This is a genomic window from Microcoleus sp. PH2017_34_RAT_O_A (assembly GCF_020737885.1).
Taxonomy (GTDB): domain Bacteria; phylum Cyanobacteriota; class Cyanobacteriia; order Cyanobacteriales; family Microcoleaceae; genus Microcoleus.
Genome location: NZ_JAEQDD010000132.1, coordinates 1 through 13,222, shown reverse-complemented (window position 1 = coordinate 13,222; position 13,222 = coordinate 1). Strand labels below are relative to the sequence as shown.

Sequence of the window (13,222 nt, the reverse complement as noted above, 5' to 3'; positions counted from 1 at the left end):
CTTTGAGGGACGGCTCCTTTGCTCTCTCTATCAATAGTGAGAGTATTGCTATCGCGTATGCCCTGTTTGTCCAGGGTTGTGCAGCGTAACACCGTCAGGTATAGTGTGGGGATTCCCGTCTGTTAAGCTAATCAGGAAAAATCTCAAATCTCAAGCTCTATCTCAGATTCCGCACAGGGCGGTTTTATTGTCGTCAGACAAGTTAGGTACGTAGTTGCGCTTAAGCGCTCTTTCCTAATATTATAAAGAGCGCTTAAGCGCAACTACGTACCTCGATCCAGATGCGAGCCGATCTTTGAGCGATACTTAGGGCATGGGGCATACCTCACTTTTTTTGAGAACCGCTATAAATTGTATTGTTGTACGTATATTAACGGTTAAACCTTAAAAAGCAAGTATAATAAATTACTTTAAAAATAATGTTGTGGGTAATTGTTCTGCGTGACGCGCTCGTGGCTGCGGAATCTCGGTTGTATTGATTCCACGGGCGATCGCACTCTTGGCTTTTTTCAACCAGAGTCCGGATATTGACATCCGCAGTTGAAGAATAGGTATAATAACAATAGATACAACAGTGGCAGGGATTAAGACAATTGTTGAAGCCTGCCCAGCCTGCGATCGGGGAAATTATCGTTAAGACGGTAAGCCATCTACCAGCTCAGCCCAGTCTTAAACATTTTTATCATCCCCATGCTTGAACAACTACAAAATTCCGATTCTCAGTCTGCGGACATTTTAACAGGAGAGCGATCGGCTTCTCAACTGTCACAACCCGCACCAGCCACAACCAATCAAAACTTTATTTATAAAGTTTTAGAACTTACGAACATAGAGCGCAGCAAATTGAGTTTGTCCCCCCTAACCTTAAATACTCAGTTGTTGAATGCGGCGCAAAATCACACCCAAAACATGGCAGTGCAAGACTTTTTCGATCACACCGGAAAAGATGGTTCGTCAATGGGAAATCGGATTACTGCAACGGGCTATAAATTCAGCTCGGCAGCAGAAAATATCGCTGCGGGATCGTCTACACCCGACCAAGTTGTATCATCATGGATGAACAGCAGTGGCCACCGGGCTAACATTCTTAATCCGAATCTGAAAGAGATTGGCATTGGTTACTATTTCCTAGCCAACGATACTGGCAGCGTCAATTACAATCACTATTGGACGCAAGTTTTTGCTACTTCGCTTGATGGTAGTGTCAATCCCGCACCACCTCCAACGCCAACTCCAACTCCAACTCCCACACCAACTCCCGTACCAACTCCAACTCCAACTCCAACACCCAGCACATTAGTCTCCATTACTTCGCCAATACCCAATGCTACAGGGGACGGCACCCCGACGACAGCACCCAAGAATACAGCCAGCGGTGGCAATTATTTCCTATCAGATGCTGCTGATACTCAAATACCTGCCAGCGCTGTGGGATTGCAAATTTTTGCCCTTTCCGGGAAAGACAATCTCACTGGAGGAGCAGGCGCTGATACGATTAATGGAATGCAAGGCGCGGATACAATTAACGGCGCAGGTGGTAATGACATCTTATCCGGCGGTAAAGATTCGGATTTAATTGATGGCGGTGTTGGTAATGATTTTATCAGCGGCAACAATGATAACGATCGACTGATCGGAGGAGATGGTAACGATACTCTCCGGGGCGGCAAGGAAAACGATATCTTGATTGGTGGTAACGGCGATGATGTCTTGGCGGGCGATCGCGGGCAAGACATTCTGACCGGCGGTGCTGGAAGTGATACGTTTATCCTAGCAGGAGGTTTGTCTGTTTCGGCTACGTTAGTTGGTGCCGATGTGATTACCGATTTTGTCGCCGGGGATAAGATTGGTTTAACCGACGGGATCGGATTTGCCAACTTGACTTTTGAATCTGTGAGTTTGAAGTTGGATGCAGGTGCAAGCATCGCTTCTACGGCGATTAAGTCGGGGGCTAATTATTTGGGAATCGTGCAGGGTGTAAGTCAAAGTCAGCTTACATCTTCTGTTTTTGTGAGTGCAATTTAGGAAGTAGATCGGGCAGTTGAAACCGCGTCTATACAAACTAAACCCGCCTTCGCGGGTTGAAGATTACTCGTTACCAGGTACAGCGACAAGAACGAGTTAATCTTCTTTCTTCAGTCCGCGGAGGCGGACTTCGTGTGTGTAGACGCGGTTTCAACCGCCGAGTCTTCTCGTATTCTTCTTTCTTCAGTCCGCGGAGGCGGACTTCGTGTCTGTAGACGCGGTTTCAACCGCCGAGTATTCTTCTCGTATTCACGTAAAATCTACAATTGTATTGATGCTACAGCCGATCGCAAATTGCCTTGAAATTCGCCTAACAACAGGTGCGTCGCTTTGAGATTGTCGGTATGCAAGGCGAGGGATTTTCTGTGGCGACGCACCCTACGATCGCAAAAATCTACAATTGTATTGATGCTACTGCCGATCGCAAATTCCCTTGAAACTCGCCCAAAATTCGATCGCACTCTTCCTTGTCCAAACCAGTCCAGTGCATCATCAAAGCTAATTTTACAGATTTGCCGCTTTTTTCCAACAAAAAACCCGCTTCATCTCGGCCCAAATCAGTTAAATCTTGTAACATCCGTACCGCCCGATCGCGCAATTTCTTATTAGTCACCGCCACATCAACCATCCGATTGCCGTAAACCTTCCCCAGCTTCACCATTACGCCAGTCGAAAGAATATTCAAAGCCATTTTTGTCACAGTACCAGCTTTCAAGCGCGTCGAACCCGCGACTATCTCCGGGCCAACCAACAACCGAATATCCACATCAGCCTCAAAATTCACCTGTTCGACGGGTACGCAGGCGATAAACACTGTTTTCGCCCCCCGCTGGCGCGCCGCGTGTAAAGCACCCGCTACAAAGGGTGTAGTGCCCCCAGCCGTAATCCCGACAACCACATCGAGATTGTTAATATGACGGTGGGCGATCGACTCCGCGCCATCTTCAGCCCGATCCTCCAAATCCTCCGAACTCCGCACCAAAGCCCCCGCACCCCCGGCAATTATGCCCTGTACGAGTTCTGGTGGCGTGCAGAAGGTGGGGGGACACTCGGCGGCATCGAGTACCCCCAAACGCCCGGAAGTGCCCGCACCGACGTAAAATAGGCGGCCTCCTTGACGTAGAGATTCGGCAGCAATGTCGATCGCCCGGGCTAACTGTTCGCGGGCACGGGCGATCGCATTTAAGGTTTGGGCGTCTTCTGCGTTGAACAAGTCCACCAATTCGATCGAGCTAAGTTGGTCTAAATTCGCGCTGTTGGCATTCACCTGTTCCGTCAGCAGATGCCCCCGTTCTTCCAAATTCTTCATTTTTTGTCAGTTATTAATGGTCATTGGTCATTGGTCATTGATTTAGAGGAAAACCACAGATAAACGCAGATAAACGCAGATACCTTTCAAATCTTGAGGCGAATGAATGCAATTCAAGTCTACTAATGACTACCGATTACTGACTACTGACTGCTGCCAACTGCCAACTGCCAACTGTCAACTGCCAACTGCCAACTGCCAACTGTCAACTGTCAACTGCCAACTGTCAACTGCCAACTGCCAACTGTCAACTGTCAACTGTCAACTGTCAACTGTCAACTGCCAACTGCCAACTGCCAACTGCCAACTGACTTTCACAAAAGTCCTTCGAGTCGGCGGCGCATAGAATCCAGTTCGTCTTGAGAAACCTCAGAATCCGACTCCGGCTGTGACTCCGGTTCCGACTGCCCCTCTGCCTGCCACTGAGTCTGTGTTACATTGTCTTCTGGCGGAATCGCTAGTGCGCCCGCCGGCACAAGTTCCCAATCATAATCAACACTGTCGCAGAACTCCTTAATTTCCTCATCGTCGATCGCCTCGACAGCGGGTTCGGGAAAATCCTGAGCTTCCAACATCACGCCAAAGCGTGTGGCGTCGTCTTCTGACTCAAACATCAGAACTTTGTTGCGATCGCCGAGTTGAATGGTGTGAATTCCCTCATTCTCGGTGCGGGCATTGAAGAGTAAGACGAACACTCGCATAAGTTTTAAAGACCTTCTTAACCACCGTTTTTTTATCTTAGAAGCGATCGGGCAATTTTAGATTTTAGATTTTAGATTTTAGATTGACTGTCTGTTGTACGAGGTGTGGCGATTGTAGATTTTAGATTTTAGATTGACTGTCGGTTGTACGAGGTGTGACGATTTTAGATTAAGTTTGGTAAAGATTTCTGGAGTCTGTGCGACATAGGAGGGGGTGAATATTGAAGTTTCATTGTGCGATCGGCACTTCCAAGCTCAGTTATGAGTCTAGCAAAGACAGAAAGCCTTCGTCAGAATCCCAGAATTTTTCCGCTCTACTACTAAATTGTATATTTCAATTCTCGACCAAAACTCGTCAAATCCCCCCTCTCCCCCTCCCCCTCTCCCCCTCCCCCCCTCCCCCTCTCCCTTTCTCCCCCTCTTTCCTCTTCCTCTCTCAAACCGGCTGATTTCCTCAATTCCTGAATTCTCACAACCTTGAGAAATAAGCATGACTAACTCGGACGATGACAAAAAACAACTCGCACCCCGTTCTGGGCGCCACTGGTGGCGTATCTTGCTGCTTAGCGGTACGGGAGTGGGCATTCTCGGCCTGGTTGGGGCGGTAGCCGCACGGGAGTGGGTGCAGAAAAAGTTAGCTCCTTTGGTGGCCTCTGAGGTCAGTCAGACATTGAAGCGGCCAGTGCAAATCGGACGTTTGGAGCGATTTTCTCCGATCGGGTTGCGGTTTGGTCGATCGACTGTACCCGCAACTGCGATCGATCCAGATTACGCTTCCACAGAAGCAGTGGAAGTGAAATTTTCAATTTGGCCGCTGCTGTTCAACCGCACTCTCAAATTAGATATTACCTTAGTTAAACCTAGCGCTTATATCGAACAGGATGCAGAAGGCCGCTGGGTTGATATTCCCACCCAGGACAAAAAACCTGCGGGTTTATTTAAAACGGAAATTGAAGCAATTCGAGTTGAAAATGCCGGTGCAGTTTTAGTGCCTAGTCCCGAAGTCGGACAGAAAACTTCGGCGCCGATTTCGGTAACTCTCAAAAATGGCAGCGCTTTGTTTCGCGAGCAAAATCAGCGCGTTCTCTACGAACTTAACGGTCAGTTTACCAATAATGACAATTTTGCAGTTAAAGCAGACTCTCTATTGCCTGCGGCTCAAACTAACGTGCTACTGCAATCGCAAAACTTACCTTTGTCCGACATCACTCGCTTGCTGAAAGTTTCCGGAATTTCTCTACAAAAAGGTCTGGCAAATAGCAATTTAACCGTGCAAGTGCGAGATAATAAATTATCTGGAATTACAGGAACGGCGAGTTTTGCTGGAGTGCAAGCAAGTATCAAACCGCTGAAACAGATTATCCAAAATGGTAGCGGTCAATTGCGGTTTCAGGGAACTAATTTAATTGTCGATACTCTCACAGGTAATTACGGTTTAATTCCCGTTCAAATAGCCGGAACCGTTGCGACTGGAACTAATTTTAATACCGAACAAGCGAGTTTCAATCTGATAACTAACGTGCAACCGGTAGCTGTGGCAAGTATTGTCAGTGCGGTGGAGGCAGAGTTAGGGCAGAAAGTTCTATTGCCGATCGCAGTTGCCGGAGAAGTTAAGGCGGATGCTAAGCTGACTGGAACCGTTGCAAATCCAGTGCTCTCAGGTACGATCGCCTCGACAAAACCCGCTACAGTCGATCGCCTGCAATTAAACAATATTAGCACTAACTTTAAATTGGAACGCGGGAGAACAGCTCAAACTCCAACGCCGAATTCTCCACCGTCAACTGTGCCGTTGTCCTCTTTAGCTTTGACATTGAGCGATATATTAGTTGTGCCGGCGGCGGGCGGTAAAATTGGTGGCAAAGGTGAAGTCGATATAACGTTGGGAAGTGAGAATTCGCGATCGGGTTTGGTGTTCGATTTGCAAGCGGAAAATCTGCCCGCAGATGCGATCGCCCAAATTTACGCTCTCCCGATTCCCGCTGCTGTTAAAATTGGCAGTGTGTCCGCCAAAGCTCAAGTTTTCGGGCCGTTAAATAATATCCAAGCTAGAGCTAAATGGCAAGCACCACAAGGGACTTTTCCGGCTAGCGGCGAAATTCGCGCCGGAGGTAATACGGCGGATTTGCAAAATACCGTTGTCAAAATTGGCGATGCTACGGTGAATGTGGATGCGGCGATCCAAGACCGTCAGTGGGAAGCTATAATCAAGGGCGATCGCGTGGCAGTCAAAAGTTTGCAGCCACTGATTCCCCGACTTAATTTACCTCCAGAATTAGCAGGTTTGTTCAGCGGCACCGCCGAAGTTGCAGGAACTCTGGACGATTTGAGTTTAAATGGTATTTATGCTAGCGGCAAAGGAACGCTGAATGTTGTTGATAGTATTGTTGATGTTAATGCCAAACTAGAATCAGGCCGCTGGCAAGCTTCTGGCAAAACCGAAAAAGTTGCCATCAATCCCTTACTTGATATTGGCTTGCCATTTTTGGCGATCGCAAATTCTGCCAATCTCGACAATCTAAAATCCAAAATCCAAAATCTAAAATCTCTTGACGGACAGCTAGCCGGAGAATTTCAGGCGGCGGGAAATCTTGACAATTTAACCGCTAGTGGCATCAATCTTAGCACCAACGGTAAACTCAATATTGCCGACAGCAGTGTCAATCTCAAAGGAGAATTGACAGACGGAAACTGGCAAGCAACCGCAGAAACAGATCGCACTTCCATCAGCCGTCTAGTAGATTTGACACTCCCGATTTTAGATGTGGCTTCCGCATTCAATCCCGAAAATCAACCAGATAGCAATCTAAGATCTAAAATCCAAAATCTAAAATCGATCGACGGCCAGTTATCGAGTCAATTTACAGCTTCTGGAAGTCTGGAAAATTTGACGGCTAGCGCAATTAATCTCAACGGTAGCGGCAAACTCAATCTGGGCGGCAACAATGTCAATTTCAAAGGAGAATTGGCAGCGGGAAATTGGCAAGGAACCGCAGAAACAGATCGCACTTCTATCAGCAGCCTGGTAAATTTAGGATTGCCGCTGTTAGATGTGGCTTCGGCATTCAATCCCGAAAAGCAAGAACAATATAGCAATCTAAAATCCAAAATTCAAAATCTAAAATCGCTTGACGGACAAATATCGAATCAAATTCAAGCGGCGGGAAGTCTTGACAAATCAAGCGTCGCCGATGTTTCTGTTAACAGCAGTGGCAAATTAAATATTGCCGACGGTACGGTTGATTTTAAGGGAAAATTAGATGCTGGACAATGGCAAGCTGTTGCGGATCTCGATCGAGTTATTCTCAGTCGCTTAGAAAAAACAGTCCGCAATCTCCAACTGTTTACTCTCACGGCGACTTTGCCTAAAGGATTTGACGGCAGAGTTAACGGCCAATACCAAGCAGCGGGAAGTTTGGATAATTTGACAGCTAAAGGAATTCGTGCTAGTGGAGAAGGACGGATTTTGGTCGATCGACTCGGGGCGATCGATACTACGGCAAAATTGGAAAACGGCAACTTGGAAGCATCGCTAGCAACCAACGGAGTTACAGTCAGCAATTTAGAACAAACCCTCAAACAAACAGGTTTGCTGACAACCAATTTACCGCGAGAAATTGCCGGAACCCTCGACGGCAAAATCAGAATAGTGGGAAATACAGATAATTTAACCGCCAACGGCATCACAGCCAACGGCGACGGACAAATTCGACTCGCCAACGGTGGCGGAGTTGTCAACGCCAAAGGTAGCGCACAATCGGGGAATTGGCGCGCGTCAATTGAAGGCGACCAAATTGCCCTAAGTCGCTTCCAGAAAGCCTTTGAAGCCCAGCGGCAAAGCTTGCAAGGCAGCGGTTTAGTCTCCCAAGCCCAAAATCTCCCCCTACTGCGGGGACTATTTAACGGGAATGTTGATTTATCCGGCCCGATTGCTGCTGCTTCCCCGCAAAATGTTCGCGCCGGCGGCAGTTTCCGCATCTCGGAATTGCCCTTTCTCAAACAACCTTTTGATGCAATATTTAACTGGGATGGCAAACGGATAGAAGTAGAAAAAGCTGCAACTCGCGGTTTGACAGCCAGCGGATTTGTCGGCGTTGAGTTAGCTGGGAAAGGATTACCGTCAATTTCCAATCTAGATTTGGATGTAAAACTCTCCAACTTTAACCTGGAAGCCTTGCCAGCAGAACAGTTGGCATTTTTGACACCCATGGGTGCCAAAAAGTCTTCAGAGAAAAATCAGCCTGTGCGCGGCAATGTCGATTTCACGGGGCGCCTCACCGGAACATTGGCCGCCCTGAGTTTAGTTGGCGACGTGGAAGTGCGGAATTTAGCAGTAAATCAAGTCGCTTTTGACTCGGTACTGGCGGGAAAAGTGACGGCGAGTTCCGATAAAAGTGTAGATTTGCGTTTGGCTGGCCCCCAAGACAAAATCGAAGTCGCTTTAAATCAGTCGTTTCTGCCGACATCATTCTTAGTTAAACGCGGGGAATCGGTAGCCCGCGGCCAAGCTGAGGGCGAAACTTTGCGAGTAAATTTAAGCGATTTCCCGCTGGCTGCATTGAATCTCTCACCGGGAGAAGAGGCAGGTTTGGGGCCGATAACCGGTACTGTTTCAGGACAAGTCAACGTGCCCGGTTGGAAGATGCCGTTAAATCCAGCGACTTTGCAAGCCAACGGACAAATTGCGATCGCCCAACCGGCGATCGGCTACATTAAAGGTGACAGTTTCCAAGCCGAATTCAGCTATGCTAACGGCAGCGCCACTCTCACAAACGGCATCTTCCGGCAAGGTACCGGTCAATACTCCATTTCCGGTAACGTCAAAGCAGGCGCAAACCCCGAATTTGCCGGGAAAGTTAACATCCAGCAGGGGAATTTGCAGCAAGTTTTAGCAGCTTTGCGGTATTTCAATTTAGGAGATTTCGCGAGAGGCTTGAAACCTCCCGTTTACGGTAACAGCGGTGACGTGAAAACAGTCGCAGTCGGAGAACCGGAAGCGCCGTTAATCGAACAGTTGCGCCGCTTGGCAGAAATCGAAGTAATCTTGCAGCAGCAGCAAGCTGTGAAATCAGCGGAAAAATTGCCTGCCTTATCTCAATTGCAGGGAACTTTTGGTGGCGAAATTGCAGTGGCAGGTTCTCTGCGAACAGGCGTGCAAGCTCAATTTAACGTCAAAGGCGATAATTGGCAGTGGGGAAAATATGTCGCCGAACAGTTCAGCATTGAGGGCAGTTTTCAGGACGGGATTTTAACCGTGTTGCCGCTGGAAATTCGATCGGGCAAAAGTGCGATCGGATTTTCGGGACAACTCGGACAGAAAGCTCAATCCGGGCAGTTGCGGGTAGAAAATGTACCCGTAGAAGAGTTAGCAAAACTAATCGAATTACCCTTTGTAGACGTAACCGGAAACTTAAATTTGCGGGCAAACTTAGCCGGAAGTTTAGAAAATCCGCAAGCCACCGGCGAATTAAGTTTGCTGGACGGGACGCTAAACGGAGAACCGATTAAAAAAGCCGACAGCAGTTTCAGTTATAGCAACGCCCGCCTGAATTTTGGGGGCAGCGCTTTGGTAACTCAAACCGAACCAATTGAAGTACAGGGAAGTTTGCCTTTCGAGTTACCCTTTGCTGCGGTAAAACCCGACAACAATCAAATAGATTTCAGGGCGAATTTGCAGAATGAAGGATTAGCAATTATTAATGTCTTAACTCCCCAACTTGCCTGGGTCAATGGCAAGGGACAGGTGCAAATTCGCGTTGGAGGGACGCTGCAACAGCCTGTAGCGCAAGGAATTGCGAATTTTGAAAATGCAACCGTCCGGGCGCGGGCTTTCCCAGAACCGATTACAGGGCTAACTGGGGCAGTGCGCTTTGAGGGCGATCGTATTCGGGTAGAAGGAATTCGGGGACAATTGAGTAAAGGGGAAGTTGTAGCCCAGGGCGTGATTCCGCTGTCTGTCCCTTTTGCGGAGGGCGATGTCGATGCAGCGAATCCTTTGGCTGTCAATCTAGATAAATTGGGATTGAATCTCAGAGGATTGTACCGCGGCGGCGCAGTCGGTCAAGTCCAAGCAAGGGGAACAGCTTTGCGGCCGCAGTTGAGCGGTAAAATTGAACTGTACGACGGCGAAGTATTTCTCCCCAGCGCCGGAGGTGGCGGAACTCGGTTAGCTTCTTCCGATTCCCCTTCCACTACGACATCTTCCCCTACGACTCCGACTGAGGTTTCTACTTCTCCTGCGACTCCGACTTCGCCGACATCTTCCCCTTCCTTTGAAGTTGGATTAAACGATTTGGCGCTGAAATTAGGCCGAGGAGTGCGGGTAACGAGTGCGCCGATATTGAATTTTCAGGCGACAGGGGCTTTGACGGTGAATGGAACTTTAGACGATATTCGCCCTGCGGGTACGATTCGGTTGACTTCGGGTGCGGTGAATTTGTTTACCACGCAGTTTAAGCTTGATAAGGGATACCCACAAACAGCTACCTTTGTACCAACACAAGGACTCGATCCGACATTGGACGTGAGATTAGCAACATCGGTACAAGAAGTCTCGCGGTTTCGCACTCCAGGAACATCTGTCGCCTCTGAAATAGCCGATGAACCGACAAGTTTCGGCAGCGTGCGGAGTGTCCGAATTCAAGCATTAGTCAAGGGTAAAGCCTCCCAGTTGGCCGAAAATATCGAGTTGAGGAGTTCTCCAGGGCGATCGCAAACAGAGATTGTAGCGCTATTAGGCGGCAGTTTCGTGCAAACATTAGGACAGGGAGACAGTACACTGGCGATCGCCAATTTAGCCGGTGCAGGATTATTAAACAACCTGCAATCCGTAATTACCAACGCCACCGGATTGAGCGAATTTAGGTTATTTCCCACACGAATTAGAGGAAACGAAGGACAAACAGCCAGTTCCAGTTCAGGGGCCGCATCCGGTGCAGGTTCCCTCGGTATAGGCTTAGAAGTCGGGGCCGATATCACGCGCAATCTTTCAGCATCAATCATTCGAGTATTATCAGCAAATCAGCCAACAGAATTTAACGTGCGGTATCGTTTAAACGACAAAATATTGCTCAGAGGTTCAACCAATTTCCAAGGAGACAATCGCGTCACCGCCGAATACGAATTAAGATTTTAGTCATTAGTCAGTTGTCATCAGTCATGAGTCATTAGTTTGTAGATGTGCGCTGCACTTAGTCTTGAGTTTTACACCCAATGCCCAGTGCAGCGATGCCCAATTCCCAATGCCCAATGCCCAATGCCCAATTCCCCATTCCGCATTAATTTGCTATAATATAAATAGCAAAACCAAAACGGTACTGCAAACCCCGCACACAAGGTTATAGGAGTTAAGTCAAATGGCAAACAAACTCCAAGTGAACACACAGGCGATCGGCTACAGCGACTTATACTGGAACCGATTTAGTCCGAGAGTAGCGACTATCAGCAGCATCCGCAACGCCAACCACTGGGACGGCGGATTTATCACCTACATTGCATATCCCACAAAAGTAGAAGCCACAGCAGCAATGAAACATTTGCTACTGAATCAAAAAGCTGCGGATGTTGATATGCGGAAAGCCAAGCGGATGAAAGCAAAAGGCATTCGGTGGGAACTCAAAATTCGGGGTTTAGCTTTTAATGAAGTGTTGAAACTGGCAACAATGGATATAACTGGAAAGCTAGTTATGTCATCTGTAACAACTACTCAAGCCACAGGCTGATAGCTGAATTTAGATAATTTGTAAGGGCGGTGCCCATGCCCGCCCTAACTCCAGATTTTTCTCTTACCTCTACATCTTCCTCAGTGTCATCTGCTGTTCACGAAAAACTATAACTATATGCGTTTCATCAGCCCCAAAACAGACTTTGCATTCAAAAAAATCTTCGCATCTTCAGAACATCCAGAAATTTTAATCAGCTTCCTAAATGCAATGCTGTATAACGGAGAATCCACAATCGAAGAAATAGAAATAATTGACCCTTATTCAGCCGGAAGCGTCACAGGATTAAAAGACACCTACCTGGATGTCAAAGCCAAGATTACCGGAAACAAAACCGTAATTGTGGAAATGCAGGTACTCAACGTCGCCGCCTTTGAAAAACGAGTCGTGTACAACGCAGCCAAAACCTATTCTACTCAACTCAAAGCTGGAGACGGTTACTTAAGATTAAAACCAGTCATTGCCTTAACCATCACCGACTTCATCTTATTTGAAAACACCGAAAAACTAATTTCGCACTTTGAATTCACAGAAGCCGAAGAGAAATTCGTCTATCCCAACTGCGAAATCAAATTAGTGTTTGTCGAGTTACCGAAATTCAAAAAAGAATTGAATGAACTCGAAACCCTGCCAGAAAAATGGATTTACTTCATGAAAAACGCACCCTCATTGGAAGTAGTACCAGAGACATTGGGGTCAGTTGCAGAGATTAATGCCGCGATGGGAATTGCCAACCGAGCAAATTTGACCCTCGACGAATTAAATGATGTAGACAAGCGAGAAATGTTTATCCAAGACCAACTAGGTTCTGTGACAAAAGGGATAGAGATTGGTATTCAAAGGGGAATACAACAAGGAATACAACAAGGACTTCAACAAGGGATTGAACAAGGGATTGAACAAGGGATTGAACAAGGGATTGAACAGGGAATCGAAAGGGGTAAAATTGAGGGGGAAATAGGATTAATTATGCGTCAGATTGTGCGGCGGGTGGGTGATGTTACAATGGAAATTCAAACTCGCATCCAGGGGTTATCTGCGGCACAGTTAGATGATTTGGGAGAGGCTTTGTTGGATTTTACAAGTGAAGAGGATTTAATTGCGTGGTTAGATTCTGCGGTTGGATGAATAGCAGTTTGTAGATACCGTAGTTCAGCGGTAGGGTGCGTCAATCGATTTTAGATTTTAGATTTTAGATTTTAGAGGCGATCCCACGGATAAATTCGGGGGAAGAGAGGATTTTCGATTTTCGATTTGGGATTGATTCCACGGATAAATCCGGGGGCTTGTAGCACCTTTGAAATTCTCGATGAGTTTGGTAGTTCTCAATTATCACTAAAAATCTCATTCTGACGCACCATTTATTCCTGTAGTTTAGACTAAAAAATGATTGCAGCCAAAAGTAGCCGCCTTTGAATATCCGGCAAGCTGTTACTCAAAAACTCAAGAGGGAGAAGATTAAATAA

At 47.3% G+C, this 13,222-nt stretch carries 8 protein-coding genes; 5 read left to right on the top strand and 3 right to left on the bottom strand.

Features of this window, described 5'->3' with window-relative positions:
• Window positions 1-405: 405 nt before the first annotated feature.
• Window positions 406-534: a hypothetical protein gene (locus JGK11_RS29955; protein WP_293214065.1), complete on the bottom strand. Its 129-nt coding sequence runs from the start codon at window positions 532-534 to the stop codon at window positions 406-408.
• 156 nt (window positions 535-690) lie between these two features.
• Here JGK11_RS29955 and JGK11_RS29950 point away from each other — a divergent pair, with 156 nt between their 5' ends.
• On the top strand, window positions 691-2,025 hold the full coding sequence (locus JGK11_RS29950; protein WP_293214062.1) for a CAP domain-containing protein: 1,335 nt from the start codon (window positions 691-693) through the stop codon (window positions 2,023-2,025).
• A gap of 394 nt (window positions 2,026-2,419) precedes the next feature.
• Here JGK11_RS29950 and murQ read toward each other — a convergent pair whose 3' ends face one another.
• Window positions 2,420-3,334 (bottom strand): N-acetylmuramic acid 6-phosphate etherase, encoded by a 915-nt coding sequence (gene murQ, locus JGK11_RS29945; protein WP_293214058.1) that lies wholly within the window; start codon window positions 3,332-3,334, stop codon window positions 2,420-2,422.
• Between the two features lie 106 nt (window positions 3,335-3,440).
• Here murQ and JGK11_RS29940 point away from each other — a divergent pair, with 106 nt between their 5' ends.
• A complete protein-coding gene (locus JGK11_RS29940; RefSeq protein WP_293182708.1) occupies window positions 3,441-3,680 on the top strand; it encodes a hypothetical protein in 240 nt (79 codons plus the stop codon).
• Here the strand turns inward: JGK11_RS29940 and JGK11_RS29935 are convergent.
• Window positions 3,649-4,035, bottom strand: a complete 387-nt coding sequence (locus JGK11_RS29935; protein WP_293182710.1) for a DUF3110 domain-containing protein — start codon at window positions 4,033-4,035, stop codon at window positions 3,649-3,651. The two genes, JGK11_RS29940 and JGK11_RS29935, sit on opposite strands and share 32 nt — an antisense overlap.
• Window positions 4,036-4,525: 490 nt before the next feature.
• Between JGK11_RS29935 and JGK11_RS29930 the strand changes: the two genes are divergently transcribed.
• From JGK11_RS29930 to JGK11_RS29920, 3 genes are all read left to right on the top strand, one after another.
• Window positions 4,526-11,170 carry a translocation/assembly module TamB gene (locus JGK11_RS29930; RefSeq protein WP_293214054.1) on the top strand — a complete coding sequence of 2,215 codons (6,645 nt, stop codon included), beginning with the start codon at window positions 4,526-4,528 and terminating at the stop codon, window positions 11,168-11,170.
• 220 nt (window positions 11,171-11,390) lie between these two features.
• The gene (locus tag JGK11_RS29925; RefSeq protein ID WP_293182718.1) at window positions 11,391-11,756 is read left to right on the top strand and encodes a hypothetical protein; all 366 of its coding nucleotides are present in this window, start codon (window positions 11,391-11,393) and stop codon (window positions 11,754-11,756) included.
• 117 nt (window positions 11,757-11,873) lie between these two features.
• Entirely contained in the window at window positions 11,874-12,884 is a 1,011-nt protein-coding gene (locus tag JGK11_RS29920; RefSeq protein ID WP_293192028.1) for an Rpn family recombination-promoting nuclease/putative transposase, read from the top strand.
• Window positions 12,885-13,222 lie beyond the last annotated feature (338 nt).

What these genes read in the sequence shown, in the direction of transcription:
- JGK11_RS29955 (WP_293214065.1), bottom strand. Translation starts at nt 534, where the DNA reads ATGTCAATATCCGGACTCTGGTTGAAAAAAGCCAAGAGTGCGATCGCC.
- JGK11_RS29950 (WP_293214062.1), top strand. Translation starts at nt 691, where the DNA reads ATGCTTGAACAACTACAAAATTCCGATTCTCAGTCTGCGGACATTTTA.
- murQ (WP_293214058.1), bottom strand. Translation starts at nt 3,334, where the DNA reads ATGAAGAATTTGGAAGAACGGGGGCATCTGCTGACGGAACAGGTGAAT.
- JGK11_RS29940 (WP_293182708.1), top strand. Translation starts at nt 3,441, where the DNA reads ATGCAATTCAAGTCTACTAATGACTACCGATTACTGACTACTGACTGC.
- JGK11_RS29935 (WP_293182710.1), bottom strand. Translation starts at nt 4,035, where the DNA reads ATGCGAGTGTTCGTCTTACTCTTCAATGCCCGCACCGAGAATGAGGGA.
- JGK11_RS29930 (WP_293214054.1), top strand. Translation starts at nt 4,526, where the DNA reads ATGACTAACTCGGACGATGACAAAAAACAACTCGCACCCCGTTCTGGG.
- JGK11_RS29925 (WP_293182718.1), top strand. Translation starts at nt 11,391, where the DNA reads ATGGCAAACAAACTCCAAGTGAACACACAGGCGATCGGCTACAGCGAC.
- JGK11_RS29920 (WP_293192028.1), top strand. Translation starts at nt 11,874, where the DNA reads ATGCGTTTCATCAGCCCCAAAACAGACTTTGCATTCAAAAAAATCTTC.